The organism is Halomonas chromatireducens, assembly GCF_001545155.1.
Lineage (GTDB): Bacteria > Pseudomonadota > Gammaproteobacteria > Pseudomonadales > Halomonadaceae > Halomonas > Halomonas chromatireducens.
In genome coordinates this window covers 22,367-47,964 of sequence record NZ_CP014226.1, presented here as the reverse complement: position 1 = coordinate 47,964, position 25,598 = coordinate 22,367, and the positions used below count along the sequence as shown (strand labels likewise).

General features: G+C 64.2%; 25 protein-coding genes. 12 read left to right on the top strand and 13 right to left on the bottom strand.

Features of this window, described 5'->3' with window-relative positions:
- Positions 1-113: 113 nt before the first annotated feature.
- Complete coding sequence (gene ahcY, locus LOKO_RS00225) at positions 114-1,523, bottom strand: adenosylhomocysteinase (protein ID WP_066443458.1); 1,410 nt, start codon at positions 1,521-1,523, stop codon at positions 114-116.
- A gap of 169 nt (positions 1,524-1,692) precedes the next feature.
- Entirely contained in the window at positions 1,693-2,913 is a 1,221-nt protein-coding gene (gene metK / locus LOKO_RS00220; protein WP_066443455.1) for a methionine adenosyltransferase, read from the bottom strand.
- A 313-nt stretch (positions 2,914-3,226) separates the two neighbouring features.
- Between metK and tkt the strand changes: the two genes are divergently transcribed.
- Positions 3,227-5,218, top strand: a complete 1,992-nt coding sequence (gene tkt, locus LOKO_RS00215; RefSeq protein ID WP_066443452.1) for a transketolase — start codon at positions 3,227-3,229, stop codon at positions 5,216-5,218.
- 93 nt (positions 5,219-5,311) lie between these two features.
- Here the strand turns inward: tkt and LOKO_RS00210 are convergent, their stop codons facing one another.
- From LOKO_RS00210 to LOKO_RS00200, 3 genes are all read right to left on the bottom strand, one after another.
- Entirely contained in the window at positions 5,312-6,364 is a 1,053-nt protein-coding gene (locus LOKO_RS00210) for a class I fructose-bisphosphate aldolase (RefSeq protein WP_066443449.1), read from the bottom strand.
- 126 nt (positions 6,365-6,490) lie between these two features.
- Positions 6,491-6,892, bottom strand: coding sequence for an Hsp20/alpha crystallin family protein (locus LOKO_RS00205; protein ID WP_066443446.1), 402 nt, complete (start codon positions 6,890-6,892; stop codon positions 6,491-6,493).
- A 22-nt stretch (positions 6,893-6,914) separates the two neighbouring features.
- Entirely contained in the window at positions 6,915-7,382 is a 468-nt protein-coding gene (locus LOKO_RS00200) for an Hsp20/alpha crystallin family protein (protein WP_066443437.1), read from the bottom strand.
- A 163-nt stretch (positions 7,383-7,545) separates the two neighbouring features.
- Between LOKO_RS00200 and LOKO_RS00195 the strand changes: the two genes are divergently transcribed.
- The 7 genes from LOKO_RS00195 to LOKO_RS00165 all read left to right on the top strand — a co-directional run bounded on the left by LOKO_RS00195 (position 7,546) and on the right by LOKO_RS00165 (position 14,200).
- A complete protein-coding gene (locus tag LOKO_RS00195) occupies positions 7,546-7,902 on the top strand; it encodes a CidA/LrgA family protein (RefSeq protein ID WP_066443435.1) in 357 nt (118 codons plus the stop codon).
- A complete protein-coding gene (locus LOKO_RS00190) occupies positions 7,895-8,617 on the top strand; it encodes an LrgB family protein (RefSeq protein ID WP_066443432.1) in 723 nt (240 codons plus the stop codon). The genes LOKO_RS00195 and LOKO_RS00190 overlap by 8 nt, the downstream gene beginning before the upstream one ends.
- Positions 8,618-8,691: 74 nt before the next feature.
- Positions 8,692-9,717, top strand: coding sequence for a type I glyceraldehyde-3-phosphate dehydrogenase (locus tag LOKO_RS00185; protein WP_066443428.1), 1,026 nt, complete (start codon positions 8,692-8,694; stop codon positions 9,715-9,717).
- 63 nt (positions 9,718-9,780) lie between these two features.
- Positions 9,781-10,947 carry a phosphoglycerate kinase gene (locus LOKO_RS00180; RefSeq protein WP_066443425.1) on the top strand — a complete coding sequence of 389 codons (1,167 nt, stop codon included), beginning with the start codon at positions 9,781-9,783 and terminating at the stop codon, positions 10,945-10,947.
- A gap of 112 nt (positions 10,948-11,059) precedes the next feature.
- Positions 11,060-12,124 carry a class II fructose-bisphosphate aldolase gene (gene fba, locus LOKO_RS00175; RefSeq protein ID WP_066443422.1) on the top strand — a complete coding sequence of 355 codons (1,065 nt, stop codon included), beginning with the start codon at positions 11,060-11,062 and terminating at the stop codon, positions 12,122-12,124.
- A 157-nt stretch (positions 12,125-12,281) separates the two neighbouring features.
- Positions 12,282-12,635 carry a hypothetical protein gene (locus LOKO_RS00170; protein WP_066443420.1) on the top strand — a complete coding sequence of 118 codons (354 nt, stop codon included), beginning with the start codon at positions 12,282-12,284 and terminating at the stop codon, positions 12,633-12,635.
- A 176-nt stretch (positions 12,636-12,811) separates the two neighbouring features.
- Positions 12,812-14,200 (top strand): SLC13 family permease, encoded by a 1,389-nt coding sequence (locus tag LOKO_RS00165; protein ID WP_066443416.1) that lies wholly within the window; start codon positions 12,812-12,814, stop codon positions 14,198-14,200.
- Positions 14,201-14,247: 47 nt separating this feature from the next.
- Here LOKO_RS00165 and LOKO_RS00160 read toward each other — a convergent pair whose 3' ends face one another.
- Positions 14,248-14,583 carry a hypothetical protein gene (locus tag LOKO_RS00160; RefSeq protein ID WP_066443413.1) on the bottom strand — a complete coding sequence of 112 codons (336 nt, stop codon included), beginning with the start codon at positions 14,581-14,583 and terminating at the stop codon, positions 14,248-14,250.
- A 138-nt stretch (positions 14,584-14,721) separates the two neighbouring features.
- Positions 14,722-15,117, bottom strand: a complete 396-nt coding sequence (locus LOKO_RS00155) for a hypothetical protein (RefSeq protein ID WP_066443404.1) — start codon at positions 15,115-15,117, stop codon at positions 14,722-14,724.
- A 523-nt stretch (positions 15,118-15,640) separates the two neighbouring features.
- Here LOKO_RS00155 and LOKO_RS00150 point away from each other — a divergent pair.
- The 3 genes from LOKO_RS00150 (at position 15,641) to LOKO_RS00140 (ending at position 17,269) form a co-directional block, all read left to right on the top strand.
- Positions 15,641-16,339, top strand: coding sequence for an HAD family hydrolase (locus LOKO_RS00150; protein WP_066443401.1), 699 nt, complete (start codon positions 15,641-15,643; stop codon positions 16,337-16,339).
- 134 nt (positions 16,340-16,473) lie between these two features.
- Complete coding sequence (locus LOKO_RS00145; RefSeq protein WP_066443399.1) at positions 16,474-16,848, top strand: translation initiation factor Sui1; 375 nt, start codon at positions 16,474-16,476, stop codon at positions 16,846-16,848.
- Positions 16,849-16,861: 13 nt separating this feature from the next.
- Positions 16,862-17,269, top strand: coding sequence for a YbaY family lipoprotein (locus LOKO_RS00140; protein WP_066443396.1), 408 nt, complete (start codon positions 16,862-16,864; stop codon positions 17,267-17,269).
- On the opposite strand, the gene LOKO_RS00135 is transcribed toward LOKO_RS00140, so the two are convergent.
- On the bottom strand, positions 17,241-18,104 hold the full coding sequence (locus LOKO_RS00135) for an NAD-dependent protein deacetylase (RefSeq protein ID WP_066443393.1): 864 nt from the start codon (positions 18,102-18,104) through the stop codon (positions 17,241-17,243). The two genes, LOKO_RS00140 and LOKO_RS00135, sit on opposite strands and share 29 nt — an antisense overlap.
- Positions 18,105-18,216: 112 nt before the next feature.
- On the opposite strand from LOKO_RS00135, the gene LOKO_RS00130 reads away from it, so the two are divergent.
- Positions 18,217-19,131 (top strand): nuclease-related domain-containing protein, encoded by a 915-nt coding sequence (locus LOKO_RS00130; RefSeq protein WP_066443390.1) that lies wholly within the window; start codon positions 18,217-18,219, stop codon positions 19,129-19,131.
- Between the two features lie 75 nt (positions 19,132-19,206).
- Here the strand turns inward: LOKO_RS00130 and LOKO_RS00125 are convergent, their stop codons facing one another.
- From LOKO_RS00125 to glnA, 5 genes are all read right to left on the bottom strand, one after another.
- Positions 19,207-20,541 (bottom strand): deoxyguanosinetriphosphate triphosphohydrolase, encoded by a 1,335-nt coding sequence (locus tag LOKO_RS00125; RefSeq protein WP_066443387.1) that lies wholly within the window; start codon positions 20,539-20,541, stop codon positions 19,207-19,209.
- A 72-nt stretch (positions 20,542-20,613) separates the two neighbouring features.
- Positions 20,614-22,026 (bottom strand): nitrogen regulation protein NR(I), encoded by a 1,413-nt coding sequence (gene ntrC / locus LOKO_RS00120; protein ID WP_066443383.1) that lies wholly within the window; start codon positions 22,024-22,026, stop codon positions 20,614-20,616.
- On the bottom strand, positions 22,019-23,092 hold the full coding sequence (gene glnL, locus LOKO_RS00115; RefSeq protein ID WP_417935387.1) for a nitrogen regulation protein NR(II): 1,074 nt from the start codon (positions 23,090-23,092) through the stop codon (positions 22,019-22,021). The genes ntrC and glnL overlap by 8 nt, the downstream gene beginning before the upstream one ends.
- Positions 23,093-23,343: 251 nt before the next feature.
- Entirely contained in the window at positions 23,344-23,889 is a 546-nt protein-coding gene (locus LOKO_RS00110) for a DUF4124 domain-containing protein (protein WP_066443377.1), read from the bottom strand.
- A gap of 191 nt (positions 23,890-24,080) precedes the next feature.
- Positions 24,081-25,487, bottom strand: coding sequence for a glutamate--ammonia ligase (glnA, locus tag LOKO_RS00105; protein WP_066443376.1), 1,407 nt, complete (start codon positions 25,485-25,487; stop codon positions 24,081-24,083).
- Between the last annotated feature and the right edge of the window lie 111 nt (positions 25,488-25,598).

Sequence of the window (25,598 nt, the reverse complement as noted above, 5' to 3'; positions counted from 1 at the left end):
AGGCCAGACAAGGCAAAAAACGGCGAAAAGACGGAGTTTACGGGGTGTAAATGAGTACTTTGAGCCGATTTTTAACGCCGTATGGTCGAGCGCAGCCAGTTTTCGGACAGAGCCTAGTAGCGATAGGTGTCGGGCTTGAATGGCCCCTCCACCGGCACCCCGGTGTACTCGGCCTGGTCCTCGGACTGGCGCGTGAGCACCCCGCCGAAGCCCTCGACCATGTAGCGGGCCACCTCTTCGTCGAGATGACGCGGCAGCACGGTGACTTCCAGGCCGTCGCGCCGCTCCGCCTCGGGCAGGTCGGCGAAGCGCCGCTCGAAGAGATGGATCTGCGCCAGTACCTGATTGGCGAAGGAGCCGTCCATGATCCGCGAGGGGTGGCCCGTGGCGTTGCCCAGGTTGACCAGGCGGCCTTCGGAGAGCAGCAGCAGGTAGTCGCTGCTTGCCGGGTCGAAGCTGCCCGGCTTGCTGTCGCGGTAGACCTTATGCACCTGAGGCTTGATCTCCTCCCAGTGCCAGTGGCGACGCATGTAGCCGGTATCGATCTCGTTGTCGAAGTGGCCGATATTGCAGACCACGGCGCCGGCCTTGAGCGCCTCGAGCATGTCGGCATCGCAGGCCCGGATATTGCCGGTGCAGGTCACTACCAGGTCGATTCGACCCAGCAGTGCTCGATCGATGCTGTCACGCCCACGATTGACGCCATCCACATAGGGCGACACCACTTCAAAGCCGTCCATGCACGCCTGCATGGCACAGATCGGGTCGATCTCGGAGACCTTGACGATCATCCCCTCCTGGCGCAGCGACGCCGCCGAGCCCTTGCCCACGTCGCCGTAGCCCACTACCAGCGCCTGCTTGCCGGCCAGCAGGTGGTCCAGGCCGCGCTTGATCGCATCGTTGAGCGAATGGCGGCAGCCATACTTGTTGTCGTTCTTCGACTTGGTCACGGCATCGTTGACATTGATCGCCGGCACCTTGAGCAAGCCGTCGCGCAACATCTCCTGAAGCCGATGGACGCCGGTGGTGGTCTCCTCCGAGATACCATGAACCTCGGCCAGCAGCTCAGGTCGCTTCTCGTGCATCAGTGCCGTGAGGTCACCGCCGTCGTCCAGCACCATGTTGGGTCGCCAGTCGTCGGGGCCTTCCACGGTCTGCTCGATGCACCACCAGAACTCCTCCTCCGTCTCGCCCTTCCAGGCGAACACCGGTATGCCGGCGGCGGCAATGGCGGCCGCAGCATGATCCTGTGTAGAGAAGATATTGCACGAGGACCAGCGAACCGAAGCCCCCAGGTCGATCAGGGTTTCGATCAGCACCGCCGTCTGGATGGTCATGTGGATGCATCCGGCGATACGGGCTCCCGCCAGCGGCTGCTCTGCATGGTATTTCCTGCGGATCGCCATCAGTGCAGGCATCTCGGTCTCGGCGATGCGAATCTCACGGCGCCCCCAGTCGGCCAGCGTGATATCGGCGACCTTGAAGTCCTGCGTGGTCGGGGCGGATGCAGCAGCCTGGTTCATGCGTCACCTCGTCGATTGAAATCGGTGACACTCACTATAGGCCCAGCGGGGTCGTCCGCGCCAAGTCATCCCTTTCACGCTAGCACCAGGAATCCTGCGGCACACGACGCAAACGCCCGGCTCGAAGCCGGGCGTCAGTCATCAGCGCAAGTATGGCTGCAGGCAGTGATTACAGGCCGGCGGCCTGCCGCAGCGCCTGGGCACGATCGACCCGCTCCCAGGGAAAGGCCGTGAAGGTCTCCGTCTGCTCCTGCCCCGTGTCGTCCTTCCAGCTGTAGGAGGTCTCGAAGGGCTCACGGCCGAAATGACCGTAGGCCGCGGTGAGCTGATACATGGGGTGGAGCAGGTCGAGCATACGGGTGATGGCAAAGGGACGCAGGTCGAAGTGCTCGCGCACCAGTTCGATGATACGCGCCTCATCCACCTTGCCGGTACCAAAGGTGTTGATGGACACCGAGGTAGGCTGGGCCACGCCGATGGCGTAGGAAACCTGGATTTCGCACTTGTCGGCCAGGCCGGCAGCGACGATGTTCTTGGCCACGTAGCGGCCTGCATAGGCGGCGCTGCGATCGACCTTGGAGGGGTCCTTGCCGGAAAACGCGCCGCCACCGTGGCGCGCCATGCCGCCATAGGTGTCGACGATGATCTTGCGCCCGGTCAGGCCGCAGTCGCCAACCGGCCCACCGATGACGAACTTGCCGGTGGGGTTGATGTGGTACTGGGTGGACTCGGTCAACCACTCCGCGGGGATCACCTGCTCGATGATCTCGTGCTTGACCATCTTGCGCAGCTCTTCCGGGTCGATGTCCGGGTCATGCTGGGTCGAAAGCACCACCGCTTCGACGCCGCTGGGCATGCCGGCTTCGTCATAGCGGAAAGTAATCTGGCTCTTGGCATCCGGGCGCAGCCAGGGCAGGAGACCATGCTTGCGCAGCTCGGCCTGACGCTCCACCAGTCGATGGGCGTAATGGATCGGCGCCGGCATGAAGGAGGCGGTCTCGTTGGTGGCATAGCCGAACATCAAGCCCTGGTCGCCGGCACCCTGATCCTCGGGCTTGATACGATCGACGCCCTGGGCGATGTCCACGCTCTGCTTGCCGATCAGATTGAGCACCCCGCAGGTTTCGCCATCGAAGCCCACCTCGGAGGAGGTGTAGCCGATACCGGTGATGACCTCGCGCACCAGCGCCTCGAGATCGACCCAGGCCGATGTGGTGATCTCGCCGGCGACGATCGCCACGCCGGTCTTGACCAGTGTCTCGCAGGCCACGCGAGCGTGCTTGTCCCGGGCGATGATCGCATCCAGCACCGCATCGGAAATCTGGTCGGCGATCTTGTCCGGATGTCCTTCGGACACGGACTCGGAAGTGAACAGGGAGTATTCGCTCATGGGCATCCTCGACCATCTGGGTAACGGCAAAACGCAGTAGCGCAATTCTCGACAGGATAACAGCCCCTGCCGATACAGGTGGACTCGATGCGGCAGGAGAGAAAATTCAGGCTTTTCGGGGCAAAGAGTTTACACGCTGGTACCTTTTGAGACACCCGCCATTTGATGACCGGCGGCAAGTCGGCGACAATAGGCGGCCGAAATTCGACCGCGCCGCCGCCATCCTGCGGCGCCCCAGCCAGAATGCAACCCCGGCGGGCATTTAGGTGCCGTAGCGGGCTACCCATTCTGCCGCAGGTGAGGAGCCAACCCAATGCCGTCCCGTTTCGAACTGGCCAATGCCATTCGCGCCCTGTCCATGGACGCCGTACAGAAGGCCAAGTCCGGTCACCCCGGCGCCCCAATGGGCATGGCCGATATCGCCGAAGTGCTGTGGAACGACTACCTGAAGCACAACCCCAACGACCCGAAATGGCCCGACCGCGATCGCTTCGTGCTCTCCAACGGCCACGGCTCGATGCTGCTCTACTCGCTGCTGCACCTGACCGGCTACGACCTCAGCCTCGAGGAGCTGCAGAATTTCCGTCAGCTCCATGCCAAGACCGCGGGACATCCGGAATTCGGCTATGCCCCCGGCATCGAGACCACCACCGGCCCGCTGGGCCAGGGCTTGGCCAATGCCGTGGGCATGGCAATCGCCGAGAAGACCCTGGCGGCCCAGTTCAACCGCCCGGGGCACAACGTCGTCGACCATAACACCTGGTGCTTCGTGGGTGACGGCTGCCTGATGGAGGGCATCTCCCATGAGGTCGGCTCACTGGCCGGCACCCTGGGGCTGGGCAAGCTGATCACCTTCTACGACGACAACGGCATCTCCATCGACGGCGAGGTGGAAGGCTGGTTCACCGACGATACCGCCAAGCGCTTCGAGTCCTACGGCTGGCATGTGGTCCCCAATGTCGATGGCCACAAGCCTGAGGAGGTCAAGGCGGCCATCGAGCTGGCCAAGAGCCACGAGGACCGGCCCAGCCTGATCATCTGCAAGACCGTGATTGGCTTCGGCGCCCCCAACAAGCAGGGCAAGGAGGAATGCCACGGCGCACCGCTGGGCGACGACGAGGTCGCCGCAGCCCGCGAGCAGCTCGGCTGGCCCCATGCCCCCTTCCACGTGCCTGAGCCGGTTTACCAGGGATGGGACGCCCGTGCAGCTGGCAAGAGTGCCCAGGAAGCCTGGCAGGCCAGGTTCGAGCGCTATCGCGAGGCCCATCCGGCGCTCGCCAAGGAATTCCTGCGCCGCATCCAGTGCAAGCTGCCGACGGAGATCACCAGCGAGGCCCTGATCGAGAAGGCCCAGCAGAAGGGCGAGAGCATCGCCTCGCGCAAGGCGTCGCTGGCCTGCCTGAACGAGCTCGGCCCTCAGCTGCCCGAACTGCTTGGCGGCAGCGCCGACCTGGCGCCCTCCAACCTGACCTTCTGGAGCGGCGCCAAGGCGATCTCCAAAGAGGATGCCAGCGGCAACTACCTGCACTACGGCGTGCGCGAGTTCGGCATGGGCGCGATCATGAACGGCATCGTGCTCCACGGTGGGTTCATTCCCTACGGCGCCACCTTCCTGATCTTCATGGAGTACATGCGCAACTCGGTGCGCATGGCGGCACTGATGGGCAAGCGTGCCGTCTACGTCTTCACCCACGACTCCATCGGCCTGGGCGAGGACGGCCCCACCCACCAGCCCATCGAGCAGCTGACCAACCTGCGCACCACGCCGAACCTTTCCACCTGGCGCCCCTGCGACGCGGTGGAGACCGCCGCCGCCTGGGATGCCGCCATCAAGCGCAATTCCGGACCCACGGCGCTGGTGCTGTCGCGCCAGAACCTGCCGCACCAGGCGCGCACCAAGCAGCAGCTGGCCGAGATCCAACGCGGCGGGTACATCCTGCGCGACTGCGCGGGCACACCGGCGCTGATCCTGATCGCCACCGGCTCCGAGGTCGGCCTGGCCATGGAGGCCGCCGCCGAACTGGAAGGGCAGGGTCATGCGGTTCGCGTGGTCTCGATGCCTTCGGCCTATCGCTTCGACGGTCAGGACGCCGAGTACCGCGATAGCGTGCTGCCGAAAGCGGTGACCAAGCGTATTGCCATCGAGGCCGGCCACGCCGACTACTGGTACAAGTACGTGGGCCTCGACGGCCGGGTGATCGGCATGCATACCTACGGTGAATCCGCCCCGGCGGGCGACCTGTTCAAGCACTTCGGCTTCACCGTCGATAACGTCGTCAAGCAGGCCCAGGAGCTGCTGGGCTGATTAGCAGCGGCATTGAGCGGTATGCACGGTAATAGTAAGGGCGCGACCTGACTGGTCGCGCCCTTTTTCCTTCCCTTTGGCCTGGATGCAGGCTCAGGCGACAGTCACGCCACTGTCCAGATAGACGTCCTGGATGGCCTGGAGCAGCTCCACGCCTTCGGTAACCGGCTTCTGGAAGGCCTTGCGGCCGGAGATCAGCCCCATGCCGCCGGCACGCTTGTTGATCACCGCGGTACGCACCGCCTCGCCCAGGTCCGTATTGCCCTTGGAGCCGCCCCCGGAGTTGATCAGCCCGGCGCGCCCCATATAGCAGCAGGCTACCTGGTATCGAGCCAGGTCGATGGGATGATCGGAGGTCAGTTCCTCGTAGACCCTGACGTGGGTATGGCCAAAGCCGATATCGCTGTAGCCGCCGTTGGTTTCCGGCAGCTTCTGCTTGACGATATCCGCCTTCAGCGTCGAGGCGAGGTGGTTGGCCTGGCCGGTGAGATCGGCGGCCACGTGGTAATCCTTGCCGTCCTGCTTGAAGCCCGGGTTGCGCAGGTAGGCCCAGAGCACCGTCGCCATACCCAGCTGATGGGCCCGCTCGAAGGCCTCGCTGATCTCCATGATCTGTCGCCGGCTTTCCGGCGAACCGAAATAGATGGTCGCACCCACCGCGGCACAGCCCATGTCGTGGGCCTGCTCCACCTCGGCGAACAGCGTCTGGTCATAGAGCGCCGGATAGGTCAGGGTCTCGTTGTGGTTGAGCTTGAGAATCATGGGAATGCGATGGGCATAGCGGCGCGCCACCGAGGACAGCACGCCGAGCGTCGAGGCAACGCCATTGCAGCCCCCCTCCAGCGCCAGCTCGACGATGTTGGCCGGGTCGAAGTAGCGCGGGTTGGGTGCGAAGGAGGCGCCGGCGGAGTGCTCGATGCCCTGATCGACCGGCAGCAGGCTCAGGTAGCCGGTACCCGCCAGGCGGCCATGATTGAACAGCGCCTGCAGGTTGCGCAGCACGGCGGGGCTGCGGTCGCTGTCGCTCATTACCCGGTCGATGAAATCGGGGCCGGGCAGGTGCAGCTGCTCACGAGGAAAGCCGCGGCAGCGGTGATCAAGCAGGTAGTCGGCGTCGTCACCCAGTAGTTGGGGAATATCAGTCATATTGCTCCTCTCCTTGGTTTTGGCCTTCACTTTCCCCAGCGTAGTGGAAACCGTACCGAGCGCGCGCCTCGCTTGCAAATGCAGGCGCCCTCCCGATGGGAGGGCGCCTCGAAGAGCGACAGTCGCTCAGGCTGCCCTGATCTCGATGCGACGCCGATGGTGGGTCTGCTTCTTCGGCAGCAGCAGGTGCAGGACGCCGTTGTCGAGTCGAGCCTCGATCGCACCGGCATCGATCTCGTGGCTGAGGGTGAAGCGACGAGCGAAGCGCTGTGCCTGCACCTCGGCATAGATCGCCGACATCCCCTCCGGCATGTCGAGGCGGATCTCTCCCTCGATGCTCAGCACGCTATTGTCCACCTCGATGCTCAGCGAATCGGACGTGACGCCGGGCATATCGGCAATCAGGTGCAGAGCGTTGCCCTCTTCACGGATATCCACCGCTGGCTGCAGCGCCCTGCCGAGATCCCGCTCGGAGGCCTGAGTCTCGGCAGGCTCGCGGGGCGTATCACGACGTGTGACATCGTTCATGGCGGTTCACCTCCCTCAGTCGTCAAGCATCATGGGATTGAATTTCGATACGACGCGGCTTGAGCTCTTCACGCTTGGGCAGGTGGATCACGAAGACACCGTTCTTCGAGCGTGCCTCGGCGCGATCGGAATCCAGCCCTTCCGGCAGCGCGATGGAGCGGGAGAACTCGCCCCTGCTGCGCTCACGCCGGAAATAGGGGCGCTGGCCACTCTCCTGCGTCGCCGTATCGTCATCGGCACGCCGCCCCTGCAGCGTCAAGACATTGTCCTGGATACTGATCTCCATCTCATCGGCTGACAGCCCGGCCGCAAAGACATAGACTCGCACCGCATCGTCGGTACGGCCGATGTTGATCATGGGAAAACTGCCCGTGGGCACCGAACGGATGTTGGCGAGGCCGGGGTCGGGAAACAGCTCGTCCAGCAGCTCCCGGAACCGGTCCGCTCCCCGCAGCGGCCCACTGTCGAAACGCCTGAGATCTCCGAACATGGCGAACACCTCCTACGTAGTCGGGTTGGGGTCAGAAGGCGGCCGGGTTGACCCCGAGCCTCCCTATACAGGCAAATAGGAGCGCTTGCGCGGTTTTCAAGCCCCTGGTCTATCGTTTTTCGCACGGGTTTTCGAGCCGCTTATTTTCGTGCCAAGGAATGTCATGTCGTCGCTCTACGGATTTCTCTGGCTGGTGGGGTTTCTGCTGTTGGGAGAGGCCCTGGTATGGCTACTGCACCTGCCGGTTTCCCCCGGGGTGGTGGGCATGCTCGCCTTGACCCTGTGGCTGATGATGAGGGGCCGCGTCAGCCAGGAAATACAGTCCGCCAGCCAACCCCTGATCGCGATACTGGCCATGCTGATCATGCCCGGTGTGGTGGGGGTGTTCTTCATCGTCGAGGCGTTTGCCGGCCAGTGGCTCATCGTCGGTGTGGCGCTGGTGCTCGGCACCCTGCTCAGCGTCGCCACCACGCTCTGGCTGATGCTGCGCTTCATGCCGAAGGCGGGTTCCGATGAATGAGGGCCTGGCAGGGTTGCAATCGGTGTTGCTCGAGACACCCATGCTGGCCATTTTCCTGACCCTGGCCGCCTACCTCACCGGCGCACGTCTATTCCTGCGCCTGGGCAAGCCGAGCTGGTGCCCCGCGGTACTGATCGCCGCGATGCTGCTGGCCGCGACCCTGGCGCTGACCGGTATCGACTACGATGACTATCGCGCCGGCGCCGGCTGGCTGATGCTGTTGCTCGGCCCCGCCACCGTGGCACTGGCCGTGCCGCTATACCAACAGCTGCCGCGCATTCGCGAGCTCTGGCTTCCGGTCCTCTGCACCCTGCCCCCGGCGGCCATGCTGGCCGCGCTCTACTCGGTGGGGCTCGCCTGGCTGCTCGGCGCCACGCCCGAGGTACTCGCCTCCCTGGCGCCAAAGTCGGTGACCGCACCGATCGCCATGGGCATCACCGAGCAGCTCGGCGGGGTCATTCCCCTGATGATGGGCGGCCTGTTGATCACCGGCGTGATGGCCACCGCCTTCGTCGGACTACTGTCTCGCTGGCTGGGTATCCGCGACGAGCGGGTACTGGGCTTCGTCCTGGGCGTCAACGGCCATGTGATCGGTACGGTACGCGCTTTCGAATACGGGACCACCGCCGGCGCCTTCGCCTCGCTGGGCATGAGCCTGACCGGCATCTTCAGCGCTCTCTTCCTGCCCCTCGCCTGGCGACTGGTGGGGCTCTAGAGCAGACGCTAGGCCCGCAAATGCGCTAGAATCGCCGGCTTGTGTCCCCCGCTTCAGGAGTGCCAGGCAGCCACATGGCCCATCGCATCGCCATCAACGGTTACGGTCGTATCGGCCAGTGCGTGCTGCGCGCCCTGGAAGAACGCCATGCTCCCGAACTGGAAGTCGTGGCGATCAACGAACTGTCCGACCTGGACACCATCGCCTACCTGACCCGCTACGACACCACCCACGGCCGCTTCCCCGGCAGCGTCACGGCAGAAAAAGGCCGGCTCGTGGTCAACGGACGCCCGATACGAATTCTCTCGGAAGCCGATCCGTCACGGCTGCCCTGGGGCGCGCTGGGCATCGACCTGGTGCTGGAATGCTCGGGCAGCTTCAAGGATCGCGCCACGGCAGAGCGCCACCTTGCCGCCGGCGCCGGCCGCCTGCTCTTCTCCCAGCCGGCGGAGAGCGACGTGGATGCCACCATCGTCTGCGGCATCAACGACGACGCCCTGGCACCGCACCAACGCATCGTCTCGGCGGCCTCCTGTACCACCAATTGCCTGATACCGGTACTCACCGTGCTCGATGAGGCGCTGGGCATCGAGCACGGCGTGACCACCACCGTACACTCGGCCATGAACGACCAGCCGGTGATCGACGCCTACCACCAGACCGACCTGCGCCTGACCCGCTCGGCGATGCACTCCATCGTCCCGGTGGACACCAGCCTGGCGCGCGGCATCAACCGCCTGATGCCGCACCTGGCCGGCCGCTTCGAGTGCCTGCACATGCGGGTGCCGACCATCAACGTCTCGGCCATGGACCTGTCGATCTGCGTCCGCCGCGATACTTCGGCCGCCCAGGTCAACGCCCTGCTGCGCCACGCCTGCCAGGGCCACCTGGCCGGGCTGCTGGGCTATACCGAGGAGCCCATGGCCTCCAGCGACTTCAACCACGACCCCCGCTCGGGTATCGTGGACGCCACTCAGACCCGGGTGGCGGGCGGCCGCCTGATCAAGCTGCTGTGCTGGTTCGACAATGAATGGGGCTTTGCCAACCGCATGCTCGACGTGAGCCAGCGGCTCGCGGCCATGCCCACGGACAGCCCATGAGCCAGTTACCATGCCCTGCTCCAATGACCCCGCTTCGGTTTCTCAAATGAGGAAGACGCCCCGATGAACGTGCTCAAGATGACCGACCTCGACCTCTCCGGACAGCGCGTGCTGATCCGCGAGGACCTGAACGTACCCGTCAAGCACGGCAAGGTGAGCAGCGATGCCCGTCTGCGGGCCTGCCTGCCGACGATCAAGGCCGCCCGTGACGCCGGTGCCAAGGTGATGCTCATGAGCCACCTGGGCCGCCCCACCGAAGGCGAGCCGGCCGAGGAGTTCTCGCTGGCCCCGGTGGCCGAGCACCTGGGCCAGCTGCTCGGCCGCCCGGTCACCCTGATCAAGGAGTATCTGGACGCCTCGCTGGACCTGGCCGACGGCGAAGTCGTGCTGCTCGAGAACGTACGCTTCAATGTCGGTGAGAAGGGCGACGACGAGACGCTTTCCCGGCAGTATGCCGAGCTGTGCGATATCTTCGTCATGGACGCCTTCGGCACCGCCCACCGCGCCCAGGCCTCCACCCATGGCGTGGCACGCTTCGCCCCCCAGGCCTGCGCCGGCCCGCTGCTGGCCGCCGAGCTCGACGCCCTGAAGAAGGCGCTGGCCACGCCGAAGCGCCCCATGGTTGCCATCGTCGGTGGCTCCAAGGTCTCCACCAAGCTCGACGTGCTCAACGCCCTCTCCGAGAAGTGCGACCAGCTGATCGTCGGCGGCGGTATCGCCAACACCTTCATTGCGGCAGCCGGGTACAATGTCGGCAAGTCACTGCATGAAGCCGATCTGGTCGGCCAGGCCAAGGAACTGATGACACGGGTCGAGATCCCCCTGCCCACCGACGTGGTCGTCGCGACGGAGTTCTCCGAGCAGGCCTCCGCCGTGGTCAAGCCGGTGGATCAGGTGGGCGACGACGAAATGATTCTCGACATCGGCCCCGATACCGCCGGCCGCCTGGCCGGGCTGCTCAAGGACGCCGGCACCATCCTGTGGAACGGCCCCGTCGGCGTGTTCGAGATCGACCAGTTCGGCCACGGCACCGAGGCGCTGTCACGGGCCATCGCCGAGAGCAACGGCTTCTCCATCGCCGGTGGCGGCGATACCCTGGCCGCCATCGACAAGTACGGCATCAGCGATCGCGTCTCCTATATCTCCACCGGTGGCGGGGCCTTCCTCGAATACGTGGAAGGCAAGACACTGCCGGCGGTGAAGGCCCTGGAAGACGCCGCCGCACGCTGAGACGACTCACAGCGGCACCTTAATCGGCGCGGCCACGGCCGCGCCGTCATTGCACAGACCGATTGCACAGACCGGTTGCATAGACAGATTGCACACAGAGGCAGGTAATTTCATGGCACTGATCAGCATGCGCCAGATGCTGGACCACGCCGCCGAATACGGCTACGGCGTTCCGGCTTTCAACGTCAACAACCTCGAGCAGATGCGGGCCATCATGGAAGCCGCCGACAAGACCGACTCCCCGGTCATCGTCCAGGCCTCCGCCGGCGCCCGCAAGTACGCCGGCGCACCCTTCCTTCGCCACCTGATTCTCGCCGCCGTGGAGGAATTCCCGCACATTCCGGTGGTCATGCATCAGGACCATGGCACCAGCCCCGCAGTGTGCCAGCGCTCCATCCAGCTGGGCTTCTCTTCGGTGATGATGGACGGTTCACTGGGTGAAGACGGCAAGACGCCGATGGATTACGACTACAACGTCGACGTCACCCGCCGTACCGTGGAGATGGCCCACGCCTGCGGCGTCTCGGTGGAGGGCGAGCTGGGTTGCCTGGGCAGCCTGGAGACCGGCATGGCCGGCGAGGAGGACGGCATCGGCGCCGAGGGCAAGCTGGACATGGACCAGCTGCTCACCGACCCCGAGGAGGCCGCCGATTTCGTCAAGGCGACCCAGGTCGACGCCCTGGCCATCGCCATCGGCACCAGCCATGGCGCCTACAAGTTCACCAAGCCGCCCACCGGCGATACGCTGTCGATCCAGCGCATCAAGGAGATCCACGCCCGCATCCCCGACACCCACCTGGTGATGCACGGCTCCTCTTCGGTGCCCCAGGAGTGGCTGGCGATCATCAACGAGTTCGGCGGCGAGATCCCCGAGACCTACGGCGTGCCGGTCGAGGAGATCGTCGAGGGCATCAAGCACGGCGTGCGCAAGGTCAACATCGACAGCGACCTGCGCCTGGCCTCCACCGGCGCGGTGCGTCGCTTCCTGGCCCAGAACCCGTCCGAGTTCGACCCGCGCAAGTTTCTCAAGGAGACCGTCAGCGCCATGCGCGACGTCTGCATCGCCCGCTACGAGGCCTTCGGCTGTGCCGGCAACGCCAGCCGCATCAAGCCGATCAACCTCGAGGAGATGTTCCTGCGCTACGAACGGGGCGAGCTGGACCCGAAGGTGAAGTAACGCATTGCCTTGATACGCCGAGGCGGCCTGGATGGCCGCCTTTTTTGTCTTCTTTTGCCAGGCACCCAGGCGAAGGCAACCCAGGTTATTGTTATCCGGCCAGCGAGGCACTCAGACTGCCGATAGTGTATTTCACTCCCTGCACAAGGACGCACCCATGAAGACGTTCACCCCCTATTCGCTGGTCCCGCTCAACCCCGCAGCCATGATGGACGTCTGGAAGCTCGGCGTCATGGCATTCGAACTCTGGTCGACCTCGATCTCTACCATCACCCTGCGCAATGGCCTCTGGCAAACCCAGGCGCCCAACAGCGCCAGGATGATCAAGGAGAACCGGAAAATGGTGAGCGAGAAGCTCGAGGCCAGCCTGGAAACCGGATTTGAAATTCAGAAAGCTATGCTGGGCATGGCGTTCGGCCAGAATACCCCCTGGTGGGTCACTAGCCGCCGCACCCTGACTCCCTATCATCGCCGCAGCAGCGCCAACTCTCGCCGCCTTTCCAAAGGCTGAGGGCAACCGGAGCACCTCCCAGCAAGCCGCTTGCCATAGCGGATACCGGCTTCGCACCCAATAGCGACATCATGAAGAGGCGAGCCCCAGGAGGCCCCATCGGTCGAGCCTTAGGGGTCAACGGCAGGTGTTTCGCCTGCTAAACTCTGCGGCTCTCCTTTTCGCCCGGAGCCGCCATGCCTGCCGCAGCCGCCAAGCCGATACCCACACCTCGCCACTGGATATCGCTTGTGGCCGTGGTGGGCGTCACGCTTTTCCTGCTGGGGATGCCCGCTGCACCGGTCATGGTTCGGGCGGGAGCGGTCATCGGGCTCTGCATCGGACTCTGGGCCACCGGCTGGCTGCCGCAGTGGCTGACGGCGCTGATATTCTTCACGCTCTGCACCCTGGCCGGGGTGGCACCGGCGGAGACGGTTTTCGCTGGCTTCGGCTCGGCGGCAACCTGGCTGGTCTTCGCCGGCCTTATCATCGGCGCAGCGATCCAGTACACCGGGCTTGGCGCCACGCTGGCCCAAGGCGTTGGCCCCTGGCTGGAGGGCTCCTATCGCCGGGCTCTGATCGGCGTGATCCTGCTGGGCCTGGCCATGGCCTTCTTCATGCCCTCGGGCATGGGCCGGATTCTGCTGATGGTCCCCATCCTGACCACCCTGGCCGATCACCTGGGCTATGGCCAGGGGGAGCGGGCCCGGACCGGGCTGATCCTCGGCGGCATCATGGGCACGTTCCTGCCCACCTACGCCATCCTCCCCGCCAACGTACCCAACAACGTCCTGATGGGGGCGGCGGAGGCGGTGCTGGGCACGCCACCCACCTACAGCGACTACCTGCTGCTGCACTTCCCGGTGCTGGGCCTGCTCAAGACACTGCTGCTGATCGGGGTCATGCTGTGGCTCTTCCCGGGCCAGGCACCTGCGCCGGCCCGTGAGCAGATGCCTTCGCTTTCGCTCGCCACACCCGAGCGCTGGCTGGCTGCCCTGCTGTCCGTGGCAGTACTGCTATGGATGACCGATGCCTGGCACGGGATCTCGCCCGCCTGGATCGGCATGGGCGTGGCCCTGGTCTGCCTCTTTCCCGGCAGCCGCCTGATGGCCGAGAAGCCACTTCAGTCGATCAGCTTCGACTCCTTCATCTATGTCGCCGGTATTGTCAGTCTCGGCGCCCTGGCCTACCAAAGCGGGCTGGGCACCCTGGTGGCCGGCGAGCTGCTATCGGTGCTTCCCCTGCGCGACGCCAGCGATGCAGCAGCCTTTGGCATGCTTTCGGCGCTCGCCATGCTACTGGGCACCCTGGTCACACTGCCAGGCATTCCCGCCATCCTCACCCCCATGGCACCAGGTCTCGCCGAGATGACTGGCTGGTCGCCAGAGGCGGTTTACATGACCCAGGTAGTGGGATTCTCCACCGTGCTGCTTCCCTATCAGGCGCCACCGTTGATCGTCGGTATCCTGGCAGCACGCATCTCGCTACGGGAAACTGCCCGACTCTGCCTGGTCACGGCCCTTCTCAGCGTAGTGCTGCTGTGGCCACTGGACTACCTCTGGTGGCAGTGGCTGGGTTGGCTGTAGCACGCCTGGCCGATAGGCGGGCGCGATGAATAACGCCAGCAGGCCGATCAATCACTCAACTGATCGGCCTCATCCGGATCAGCCTGCTGCTTGCTCGCTGCTTGCCAGTCATCTTCAGAGCCGGTATTGAAGTCGGCCTCGGCATCTGGCTCCGCTTCGCCCCCAGTATCCGAATCGATTTCGACACTGGCCTCCGTTCCGGTCTCTATATCCGCATCGGCACCTGTTCTGCCCGCCCCCATGGCCTCGTCGGGGTCCGATGGCTGCGCTGTCTCGGCTGGCGATTGCTGTTGTGGTGAATCGGCCACCACCAAGGGGCTTGCACAAAGGCCGAGTGCGATACCGGCAACGCCGATTTTCCTGAGAAATTCCATGGATAACATGTCGATTACCTCCGTCACATAGAACCGCCCCCGACATAGTCGGGGGCGGGTGAGGTGGATGACGCTATATCGTCAACCTTGAGGAGACGTCACCGCCCGTCCCTGGGCAGTGACCGCCTTCCCTGGCAGCATCAGGTCTTACCAGTCCTGATCGTCTTCCTCATCCTCGTCCCACTCTTCATCTTCATATTCGTCTTCCCACTCGTCGGTGGTCTCATCTTCCCACTCATCATCCGAGTCGAAATCAGCACCGGCACCAGCGCCAGCGCCAGCTTCCGCACCGGTCTCGCCGGCACCCACGCCAACACCCGTGTCAGCGCCTGCGCCTGCTTCAGCACCGGTGTCGTCATCAAATCCGGTGTCAGCACCTGCACCCACGTCTGCATCACCACCCGCTTGGGGAGCGGTTTGCTCCGGCACGGCACCTTGCTCGTCCTCTTCGTCATGGTAGTCGGCAAACGCCAGCGGGCTGGCGGTCAGGCCAAATGTGATACCGACAATGCCGAGTTTCTTGAGAAATTCCTTGGACATCATGTTCGTACCTCCAATGGGTCAGAACTTGAGTTTCCTGGTGAAGCCGCTAGGCTTCGCTCGTCGTACCGGAAAGCCATTTACCAGACTGCTGGTAGTGGGTTCACCGGCTTGTCTTGCTCACCCTGACTGCTGCAGAGAGCGGGCCAACCTATGCCAATAAAATGAATAGTCTTTGAGTTTCATTAACTTCACGCCAGCTCAGCTCACACACTCACTCCCCTGGGAGCCTGGCAAGGGTGGCGTGTTTTGGCACATGCGCCTGGTAGGCCCTGTAATTCGCCCGGACAGCGTATAGGGAGGAGGGCAGGAAACAATGCAAGCATTTTGCGATGCCAGCACGGCCAGAAGTCCGCACTGCCGATGCCTGCGCAGACTTGAAGTATGGCCAGGGACGAGCAATACTGTTTGGAAACAGCGTTCGTAAAGGTTCGTCGTTTTACATTCAACTTTCTGCAGAGCATGCCGATAACGGGTATATGGTTACATTTCGACAAGCCTCTGTCCTAGTGAGGGATGTTCGGCCATGACAAGTCCCCTCTGCCTGCTGTTCGATTGTGATGGAACCCTGGTGGACAGCGAGCCTCTGCTGGCTGCCGAGATGGCCGTCAGCCTGACGCGACTGGGCTTGCCATTTCAGGCCAGTGACTACATCGGCGAATTCCGCGGTAGCCGCTTTCGCAATATCGTGACGGTACTGGAAAGTCGCTACGGCAGCGTGGACCCGCTTCATCTGGCCGAAACCGAGAGCGAAATGCGCAGCAATCTCAACCGCCGTCTCGAAACCGAGCTGGTGGCGATCGCGGGCGCGACCGAGGCCTTGATGGCACTGGCCGACTTCCCCAGTGGCGTGGTGTCCAACGGGCCCGAGAACAAGATTCAAACCTCCCTCAAGGCCATCGGCCTGGCCAATCACTTCGGCAATAACCTCTTCAGCGGCTATACCGCCAACTGCTGGAAACCCGACCCCCAGCTCTACCTCCACGCGGCCAATCGGATGGGGTTCCAAGCCGAGGATTGCGTCGCCATCGACGACGCCATGGTCGGGGTCAAGGCCGCCCTGGACGCGGGGATGACAGTGATCCATCTCAACCGCTTCCCCGATGTGGAAGAAACCCCTGAAGGGGCCATCATGATCAGCAGCATGTATCAGTTGCCAACCGTGATCGGTCATCTCCTGCATCATCGCGCCATGGACTACCGTATGGCCGCCTATAGCCGCTGATGCTTGCCGGGGAAAACCCTATACCCTTTCCACTCGCCCTGCCTTGCACTGCCCTTGTCGATCGCATGCGGCAATGCAGACCGCACCCTCCGGCGGTATCATCTGACTATCGTTTTAGCGTTCAAGGAGTTCCCATGGCCTCTCTGCGGGACCAGTTGCATGGCCTTGTCTATTCCACCGAGCACGGCGATATCTGCCCGGAGTGCCGCCAGCCGCAGGCCGACTGCTGCTGCGCCGAAGTCGCCGAGCAGAGCCGCATCGCGGCACTTGATGGCGTCGTGCGCATTCGCCGGGAAACAAGCGGACGCAAGGGCAAGGGCGTGACCACGGTTTCCGGCATCCCTCTGCCCGATGCCGAACTGAAGGCCCTGGCCAAGCGTCTCAAGAAGCGCTGTGGAACCGGTGGCGCCGTCAAGGATGGCATCATCGAGATCCAGGGCGATCATCGCGAGGTACTCAAGGCCGAGCTGGAGCGTAGCGGCTATTCCGTGAAGCTGGCCGGTGGCTGACAAGGAGAATGACATGCAAGATATGACGACTGTTGCGACTCGCCCGTCGGGCAAGCTGGCTCTAGGGCTGCTCATGCTGCTGGTCTTGGCCGGCTGCGCCGGCACCCCGCAGTTCACCGAGCTGCAGGCTCGCGTGATACCACCCGATCCGCTGACGCTGACCGACGATGCCGAGCTGAACGTACGCCTCAGCGATGCCGACGGCACCCTGGCCGAAACCACGCTCACCCACCTGGGAACGCCCCCCTGGCCCGTGGCACTGCGTCACGACAGTCAGGCCCTCGATGAGGCCAGCTCCCCTCAGTTGAGCGCTGAGCTGCGCCAGGGGGGCGAGCTGACCCACGCTACCAGCGAGCCAGTGCTGCTGGAAGAGCGCACTCGGGATGAGCCCGTCACCCTGCCGCTTGCCCCGCGCCAATAAGCATCGCCGAAACGGCATTCAGTGTCTCCCCGACTGGCGCTTCGACCTTCAGCGTATAGAGCGCATCCGCCCGGGTGTGCCCCAGGTTGAGGCAGGCGATGGGCTTGCTGGCACTGGCTGCCTGGCGAGCGAAGCGGTACCCCGAATAGACCATCAGCGACGAACCGATGACCAATAGTGCGCCGGCCTCATCGATCATGGCCCTGGCTCGCGCCACACGCTCGCCGGGCACGCTGTCTCCGAAGAAGACCACGTCGGGCTTCCAGACCCCCTGGCCACAGCGACGACATCCGGGCACCTGGAAGTTGGAAAAGTCCGATTCCAGGTCCGCATCGCCGTCGGGCATTGCCACCGCCTCCCTGTCCAACCAGTGCGGATTGCACTCGGCCAGTTCGGCATGCAGGTCATGGCGCATGCGTAGCGCCCCGCACTGCATGCAACGGACCTGCTCGGCACGGCCATGCAGGTCGATGACCCGTCGCGAGCCGGCCTTCTGGTGCAGCCCATCCACATTCTGGGTGATAACCCCCGCCACCAAACCCTCGGCTTCGAGATCGGCCAGCGCCGTATGGGCGACACACGGGCGAGCCCGGTGCAGGGTACGAAAGCCGACCAGCGCCCGCGCCCAGTAGCGCTGCCGTGCTGCATGGCTGCTCATGAACTGCTGGTGCTGCATCGGCGGTGAACACTTCCAGGCACCGCTGGCATCGCGATAGTCGGGGATGCCGCTTTCGGTACTCACCCCGGCCCCGGTCAACACCGCCAGCCTCGGATGGCGGGTCAGGAAGTCCGCAAGGCGTCCGTAAGCCTCCACCGCCATTGGCACATCGCTCATCGTCTCTCCGGCGTCTTTCCACCGCCTTGATGCAATCAACATGGCTCTTCTGGTGGAAGGTTGTCTAGAATGTCATGCTTACGTGACTATAACAGGCAAGGAAGAACCCCCGATGGCCTGGCTGGAATACCTGCTCCCCTTGATCTTCCTGTTTCCCCTCGGGGCAATGGCAGTGATCGTGATCGCCCTGCGCAACCTGCACGATGCACGGGTGCGCTCGCCGTTCAACGCTCGCCCCCTGCGGGAACCCGGCCAGGCCCTCCGCGACAGGCTCGACCGCGCCTTCGCCGCCCTGTTCCTGGATGGCGCCCTGGGGCCGATCGTGTCACTGGCGCCACTCGTCTACGGCATGGGCCGCATGCTCTTTGCCAGCCGGCAGAACTGGCTGGAATGGGCTCTCTACGGCGCACTCAGCACCGTGCTGGTGCTGATCTACTGCTTCCTGCTGATCCGCGACTTCCAGCTGATCCGTCGCATCAAGCTGGGCCTGGCCTGTGAACTCGCCGTGGGCCAGGAGCTGGAGCGCATGATTCACCCCGAAGCGCACCCCTACTACGTCTTTCACGATGTGCCCACCGACACCGATACCATCGACCACGTGGCTGTCACCCCCCACGGGGTCTTCGTGGTCGAGACCCGCGCTCGTACCCGTCCTTTCACGGCTGACGGTCGAGAGATCAATGTGGTGACCGTGGAGCCGAAGCGCCTTCGCTTTCCCGGCTGGAGCGAGCAGCGCCCCCTGGCGAAGACGCTGGCCACCACCCGCTGGCTGGGCGAGTGGCTGGAGAACCGCTGCGGCGCACCGGTACCCATCATGGGGGTGCTGACCCTGCCCGGCTGGGACATCATCTGCGCCGGCACACCGGAAGGCCTGATGGTAGTCAGCGGCGAGTCACTTGCCCAGCAGCTGGAAGAGAAGCAGCTGGGGCCAATCGATGACGACATGCACGACAAGGTGATCGCGGCGCTCATCGAGCGCGCCGCCGAACTGGAGAAGAATACGCCGCTGAACGCCCCCTCCATCTGAGGGGCGGCTCAATCAAAGCCGGCGATGCTTGGCCATTGGCCAAGCGGCCGCGGTCCTGGCCGGCCTTCACAGCGTTCAGTCTCCTCGCAGCCGACCGCCCATTTCCTGGGCCAGGTCCACCGCATAGTGGTCGGTCATCCCGCCGATGAAGTCGAGCATGCGTCGATAGCTGTCATACAGCGTCCAGGAGGGGCGCGGCGTGTTCTCGCCGACCAGCGCCAGCACCCGCTGGTGCTTGAAGCTCGACTCACCGGTGTGGTGCAGCTCGTGGGCCGCACCGATAAAGGCCTCCAGCAGGATGCCAAGCGTGGTGTAGGCGCCGATCTCCAGCTTGGCCTTGCGTTCGTTCTGGAAGATGCGCTCACGCGCCAGCTGCTTGGCCGCCGCCACCCCCCAGCCCAGGTCGGGATGGCAGAGCTCCAGCAGGTCGCTGGTCAGGGTACCGTTGAGCAGCGCCGTCTCATGGTCGACGAAGACCGCCCCCACATCGTTGACCGCCCGCTCCATGGCCGCACCGCGCAGGGCGGCGATACGCCGACGCTGGGAGACACCGCTGCGCTCCATGGCGGCATAGTCCGGCGGGGCGTCGCCGGCGATCTGCAGCAGCACGTCGGCCACCTCGTCGAAGCGCAGGATGCCCATTTCCAGGCCGTCCTCCAGGTCGAGCAGGGCGTAGCAGATGTCGTCGGCCGCCTCGACCAGCCACGCCAGCGGATGGCGACACCAGCGCCCCTCGCCCCGGGGCACCAGCCCCAGGCGGTCGGCCACCTCGGCCAGCAGCGCCTTCTCGCTCTGATAGCAGCCGAACTTCCCGGCACTGCCGCCGTGCTCCACCGTCCAGGGGTACTTCAAGAGTGTCCCCAGCGTCGCCGTGGTCAGCCGCATGCCGCCACGGAACTGGTTGTACTCGATCTGGGTGACCACCCGGAACCCCTGGGCGTTGCCCTCGTAGGTGAGCAGGTCGGCGCGTTCGCGCTCCGACAGTCCCTTGAGCAGCCCACTGCCGTCGGCCTCGGCGCACTTGAACCAGTCGCGAATGGCATATTCACCGGCGTGGCCGAAGGGCGGGTTGCCGATATCGTGCCCCAGGCAAGCCGCCTGGACGATGACACCCATGTCGGCCGGAGTGATCCACTCCGGCAACCGCTCGCGCAGCAGCTCGCCGACGATCATGCCCAGCGAGCGCCCCACGCAGCCCACCTCCAGGGAATGGGTCAGCCGGGTGTGGATATGGTCGTTGTCGGTGAGGGGATGCACCTGGGTCTTGCGCCCCAGGCGGCGAAAGGAGCCGGAAAAGACGATCCGGTCATGATCCTTGTGGAAGGGGCTGCGACCGATCTCATCACGGCCGGCGCGGCCACCGTAGAGTCGCGAGGGGTCGAGCAAGCGCTGCCAGTGCATCTGCGTCATGGGCTATCTCTCCTTGAAGCCCCCATTCTGGCACCACATTGGCGGTAAAGGCCACGCCCCGGTACCGCCTTCTCACTCCCCGTCGGCCAATGCCGGCAGCAGTGTCTTGAGCTTGCGGGTCAGTGTGTTGCGCCCCCAGCCGAGCAGCTCGGCAGCCTCGCCCTTGCGCCCACCGGTATGTTTCAGCGCAGTCTCGATCAGGATCTTCTCGAAGTCGGGAACCGCTTCTTCCAGCAGATGGGTGTGCCCGGCGGCCAGCGCCCGGTCGGCCCAGTCGCGAAAGGCCGCGCGCCAATCGCCATTGCCCCTTTCCGCTGCCTCCGGCTCACGCAGCTCCGGCGGCAGGTCCTCGATCAGGACCTCGCGTCCGGATGCCATCACCGTCAGCCAGCGGCAGGTATTCTCCAGCTGGCGCACGTTGCCGGGCCATGGTAGCCGGGTCAGGTGGGTCTCGGCATCCTTGGTGAGCACCTTGACGTCGGTCGACAGCTCCTTGGACGCCTCGGCCAGGAAGTGCCGCGCCAGCCTCGGGATATCCTCGCGCCGCTCGGCCAGCTTCGGCAGATGCACGCGGATCACGTTGAGGCGATGGAAGAGGTCCTCACGAAAGCGTCCGTCCTCGACCAGGGTCTCGAGGTTCTGATGGGTCGCGGCAATGATGCGCACGTCCACCTTCACCGGCGTGTGACCGCCGACCCGGTAGAATTCGCCGTCGGCCAGTACCCGCAGCAGCCGGGTCTGGGTCTCGGCAGGCATGTCACCGATCTCGTCGAGAAACAGCGTACCGCCATCAGCCTGCTCGAAACGCCCCTGGCGCTGGGCGGTGGCACCGGTAAAGGCCCCCTTCTCATGGCCGAACAGCTCCGACTCGATCAGGTCACGTGGTATCGCCGCCATGTTCAGCGCGATGAACGGCTTGCCCGTTCTCGGGCTGTGCTGATGCAGGGCACGGGCCACGCGCTCCTTGCCGGTACCCGATTCGCCGTTGATCAGCACCGTGATGTGGGAGTGCGACAGCCGGCCAATGGCGCGAAACACCTCCTGCATGGCCGGGGCCTCGCCGATGATCTCGGCATCCAGCCCCTCGGGCACGCTGACCGGCCGCTTGCGCTCCCGTGCATGGGCGACGGCACGACGCACCAGCGCCAACGCCTCGTCGACGTCGAAGGGCTTGGGCAGGTACTCGAAGGCACCGCCCTGATAAGAGGCAACCGCACTATCCAGGTCGGAGTGTGCGGTCATCACGATGACCGGCAGGTCGGGATGCACATCCCGCACCCTTGACATCAGGTCCAGGCCGTCGATGCCCGGCATGCGAATATCGGTAACCAGTACATCCGGCGGGTCGTCCAGCAGCCGGCTGAGCGCCAGGTCGGCCCGCTCAATGCATTCGACATCAAGGTCGGGCTGGGCCAGGGCGCGCTCCAGCACCCAGCGAATGGCACGATCATCATCGACGACAGCGACACGTGCGACATCAGTCATGGCGCCTCTCCAGGGGTATAAGCAAGCGAAATTCGGTATGACCAGGGCTGGATTCGCATTCGATCAAGCCCTGATGTTGATGCAGGATGCCCTGCGCGATGGACAGCCCGAGCCCGCTGCCTTCGGCACGGCCCGACACCATGGGGTAGAAGAGCGTCTCCTGCAGGCTCTCGGGAACGCCAGGGCCGTTGTCGATCAGCGCCACCTCGCAGACCAGGCGATGTCTCTCCGCACCCAGCGTGAACTGACGCCGTGCCCGGGTTCTCATCAGCAGGTGCGGCTGTTCCGTGCCGGCCTCTGCCATGGCTTCCACGGCGTTACGTGCCACGTTCAGCACGGCCTGGATCATCTGCGCCTCGTCACCCGGGAAGTCGGGCAGACTGGGGTCGTAGTCACGCTCCACCTGAACAATCGGAGTCTCGGCCATCAGTAGAGTACGCACCCGCTCGAGCACTTTATGGATGTTGAGCGGCTCATGGCGCACCAGTTGGTTCGGGCCCAGCATGCAGTCCACCAGATCCCGCAGGCGGTCCACCTCCTCGACAATGATACGGGTGAATTCGGCAAGCGCGGGATCATCGAGGTCACGCTCCAGCAGCTGCGCGGCGCCGCGGATCCCCCCCAGCGGGTTCTTTACCTCATGGGCCAGGCCACGGGAGAGCACCTTGATCGCCTCCTGCCGGTTGAGCAGCGCCTCCTCCCGGGAGATCCGCAGCAAGCGATCGCGAGGCTCCATCTCGACCAGGAGTTCCTCCTCCGACAGAGGCGTCACGGTATAGTCGATGGTGATCACCGCACCGGTTACAAGCGCCAGCCTCACCTCCCGCTGAGTGAAGGGATGGCCATCATCGCGTGACTTGGCCAGCACCGCGCTCATGCCATCGTCCTCGGTGACCAGCGTCGACAGCCGCATCCCCTTCACGCGCCCAAGACTTACCGCCAGCAGTGCTTCAGCGGCGGGGTTCATCCCGCTCAGGCGCAGGCTGCCATCCAGTAGCAGCACCGCAGTGGTGAGGTGTTCCATCAGACGTCGATGCATTGGTCTTCTCTTGGTGTGAACATGCACCCGTTTCGCGCAGCCGGCGAAACCCCTGTGCAAGCCAGGATTCCTGTAACTACCCTAGCCACTCCTAGCTAAAGCAAGAACCGCGCCAATCTTGAAACCCACGGCTTGGCGCCGTTTCAGGGCATCGTGGCGGCCATGACCTGCACTATCATGGTGCAATAAAGAAGTGTCCACCAGCGTGGGGCGGGGAATCGCTCACCCTTGGGGCACGGGTGGGTGAAAGAAGGGCGAGCCGGGGAACCGAGCCCACCTCAACCGGCAGGAGATCGCCGAACATGGAGCGTCACCGGCTGGGTGCGATGGCGAATCTCACCGCTCCCATCCAGCAGCTCAGCCTGGATCACGTACTGGCCACGATCGAGATCGGTGAGCATGAAGACAGCGGTGTGCATCGCGGTCTGGCTCACCCTGCCGTTCACCAGCAACCGGGCCTGATGGTCGGGCCGCAGCTCAGGTTCGATGGTAAGCTCCACCTGCACGTTGCCTGCATGGCTGGCGGCCAGCTCAGCGCCATTCGCTGGCGAAGCGATACGAAAGACATCGTAGGGCATGAAGGGCTGGCCCGGGGATGCGCTGGCACGCGGCGCAACGCCCTCCACCCGCGGCGGCTCTGCACTTCCGGGTAGCTCCCGGGAGGGCACCACCGTGAGCGGCGCGAGCTCCACCGGCTCGCCACCTCCGCCCGGACTGTCGGTGAAGATCACGTTGCCCTGAGAGTCGACGGTGCGATAGATGGTTGTCGCCAGGGCAGAGGAGGCGACCAGCAGCCCAATGATTACCAAAAGCGCCTTCTTCATGAGGATCGGTCTCCTTCGTCAGCGCCCCGTATCGGTTGGACGTCACGGTCGGCTGCCTGTCGTATCAAGCCATGGAGTCCAGTGTACGACAAAAAGGGGCTCCGCCTAGATGAACGGAGCCCCTTTGATTATCAGACACCGAAGCGTCCGAGCGCCCGATCCGCCTTGCCGGACCGGGCGCGCAGCATGCCTCAGCAGCTGTAGTACATGTCGAATTCGACCGGATGCGTACTCATGCGGATACGCTCCACGTCTTCCATCTTGAGCTCGATATAGGCATCGATCATGTCATCCGTGAAGACGCCACCCTCGGTGAGGAAGGCACGATCGGCATCCAGCGCCTCCAGAGCCTGATCCAGGCTACTGGCCACGGTCGGAACCTTCTTGCCCTCTTCCGGCGGCAGGTCGTACAGGTTCTTGTCCATGGCATCGCCGGGGTGGATCTTGTTCTTGATACCGTCGATACCCGCCATCAGCATCGCCGCGAAGCACAGGTAAGGGTTGGCGGTCGGATCCGGGAAACGGCACTCGACGCGCTTGCCCTTGGGGCTGGCGGTGTAAGGAATGCGAATGGAAGCGGAGCGGTTGCGAGCACTGTAGGCCAGCATGACCGGCGCCTCGAAGCCAGGAACCAGACGCTTGTAGGAGTTGGTGGAGGCATTGGTGAAGGCGTTCAGGGCAGGGGCGTGCTTGATGATACCGCCGATGTAGTAAAGCGCCATTTCAGACAGTCCGGCGTACTGGTCACCGGCGAACTGGTTGACGCCATCCTTCCAGAAGGACTGATGCACGTGCATGCCTGAACCGTTGTCACCAACCAGCGGCTTGGGCATGAAGGTCGCAGTCTTGCCATAGGCGTGAGCCACGTTATGCACGACGTACTTCATCTCCTGAAGCTCGTCGGCCTTCTTCACCAGGGTGTTGAACTTGACGCCGATCTCGTTCTGGCCGGCGTTGGCCACCTCGTGGTGATGCACTTCGACGGTCTGGCCGATGGCCTCCAGGGTGTTGCACATGGCGCCGCGAATATCGTGGAAGCTGTCCACCGGCGGCACCGGGAAGTAGCCTCCCTTGACCCGCGGACGGTGGGCCAGGTTGCCACCCTCGACCTGACGGTCGGTGGACCAGGCGCCCTCTTCAGAGGAGATCTTGAACATCGCCCCTTCGATATCGGTCTTCCAGTGCACCTCATCGAAGATGAAGAATTCCGGCTCCGGGCCGAAGAAGGCGGTGTCGCCCAGGCCGCTGGACTGCAGGTAGGCTTCCGCCCGCTTGGCGATTGAGCGCGGGTCGCGCTCGTAGCCCTGCATGGTGGCGGGCTCGATGATGTCGCAGCGCAGCACGATGGTGGCGTCTTCGGTGAACGGATCGAGGAAGGCGGTACCGTCTTCCGGGCGCAGGATCATGTCCGACTCGTTGATGCCCTTCCAGCCGGAGATGGAGGAGCCATCGAACATCTGCCCGTTCTCGAAAAATTCGTCGTCCACGTCACGCGCGGGGATGGTGACGTGCTGCTCCTTGCCTTTGGTGTCGGTGAAGCGCAGGTCAACCCACTTCACGTCGTTTTCTTCGATCAGGGCGAGAGTCTTGGCAGACATAATGTCCTCCATTTGAGCGAGTTTGGCTCGATTCGTTGGCTGATGGTCCACTGGCACTGGCATCGACCCAGCGCATGTTGTAGCACGCTGTGAGCTTGGTGCCCACGATCA

What these genes read in the sequence shown, in the direction of transcription:
- ahcY (WP_066443458.1), bottom strand. Translation starts at nt 1,523, where the DNA reads ATGAACCAGGCTGCTGCATCCGCCCCGACCACGCAGGACTTCAAGGTC.
- metK (WP_066443455.1), bottom strand. Translation starts at nt 2,913, where the DNA reads ATGAGCGAATACTCCCTGTTCACTTCCGAGTCCGTGTCCGAAGGACAT.
- tkt (WP_066443452.1), top strand. Translation starts at nt 3,227, where the DNA reads ATGCCGTCCCGTTTCGAACTGGCCAATGCCATTCGCGCCCTGTCCATG.
- LOKO_RS00210 (WP_066443449.1), bottom strand. Translation starts at nt 6,364, where the DNA reads ATGACTGATATTCCCCAACTACTGGGTGACGACGCCGACTACCTGCTT.
- LOKO_RS00205 (WP_066443446.1), bottom strand. Translation starts at nt 6,892, where the DNA reads ATGAACGATGTCACACGTCGTGATACGCCCCGCGAGCCTGCCGAGACT.
- LOKO_RS00200 (WP_066443437.1), bottom strand. Translation starts at nt 7,382, where the DNA reads ATGTTCGGAGATCTCAGGCGTTTCGACAGTGGGCCGCTGCGGGGAGCG.
- LOKO_RS00195 (WP_066443435.1), top strand. Translation starts at nt 7,546, where the DNA reads ATGTCGTCGCTCTACGGATTTCTCTGGCTGGTGGGGTTTCTGCTGTTG.
- LOKO_RS00190 (WP_066443432.1), top strand. Translation starts at nt 7,895, where the DNA reads ATGAATGAGGGCCTGGCAGGGTTGCAATCGGTGTTGCTCGAGACACCC.
- LOKO_RS00185 (WP_066443428.1), top strand. Translation starts at nt 8,692, where the DNA reads ATGGCCCATCGCATCGCCATCAACGGTTACGGTCGTATCGGCCAGTGC.
- LOKO_RS00180 (WP_066443425.1), top strand. Translation starts at nt 9,781, where the DNA reads ATGAACGTGCTCAAGATGACCGACCTCGACCTCTCCGGACAGCGCGTG.
- fba (WP_066443422.1), top strand. Translation starts at nt 11,060, where the DNA reads ATGGCACTGATCAGCATGCGCCAGATGCTGGACCACGCCGCCGAATAC.
- LOKO_RS00170 (WP_066443420.1), top strand. Translation starts at nt 12,282, where the DNA reads ATGAAGACGTTCACCCCCTATTCGCTGGTCCCGCTCAACCCCGCAGCC.
- LOKO_RS00165 (WP_066443416.1), top strand. Translation starts at nt 12,812, where the DNA reads ATGCCTGCCGCAGCCGCCAAGCCGATACCCACACCTCGCCACTGGATA.
- LOKO_RS00160 (WP_066443413.1), bottom strand. Translation starts at nt 14,583, where the DNA reads ATGTTATCCATGGAATTTCTCAGGAAAATCGGCGTTGCCGGTATCGCA.
- LOKO_RS00155 (WP_066443404.1), bottom strand. Translation starts at nt 15,117, where the DNA reads ATGATGTCCAAGGAATTTCTCAAGAAACTCGGCATTGTCGGTATCACA.
- LOKO_RS00150 (WP_066443401.1), top strand. Translation starts at nt 15,641, where the DNA reads ATGACAAGTCCCCTCTGCCTGCTGTTCGATTGTGATGGAACCCTGGTG.
- LOKO_RS00145 (WP_066443399.1), top strand. Translation starts at nt 16,474, where the DNA reads ATGGCCTCTCTGCGGGACCAGTTGCATGGCCTTGTCTATTCCACCGAG.
- LOKO_RS00140 (WP_066443396.1), top strand. Translation starts at nt 16,862, where the DNA reads ATGCAAGATATGACGACTGTTGCGACTCGCCCGTCGGGCAAGCTGGCT.
- LOKO_RS00135 (WP_066443393.1), bottom strand. Translation starts at nt 18,104, where the DNA reads ATGAGCGATGTGCCAATGGCGGTGGAGGCTTACGGACGCCTTGCGGAC.
- LOKO_RS00130 (WP_066443390.1), top strand. Translation starts at nt 18,217, where the DNA reads ATGGCCTGGCTGGAATACCTGCTCCCCTTGATCTTCCTGTTTCCCCTC.
- LOKO_RS00125 (WP_066443387.1), bottom strand. Translation starts at nt 20,541, where the DNA reads ATGACGCAGATGCACTGGCAGCGCTTGCTCGACCCCTCGCGACTCTAC.
- ntrC (WP_066443383.1), bottom strand. Translation starts at nt 22,026, where the DNA reads ATGACTGATGTCGCACGTGTCGCTGTCGTCGATGATGATCGTGCCATT.
- LOKO_RS00110 (WP_066443377.1), bottom strand. Translation starts at nt 23,889, where the DNA reads ATGAAGAAGGCGCTTTTGGTAATCATTGGGCTGCTGGTCGCCTCCTCT.
- glnA (WP_066443376.1), bottom strand. Translation starts at nt 25,487, where the DNA reads ATGTCTGCCAAGACTCTCGCCCTGATCGAAGAAAACGACGTGAAGTGG.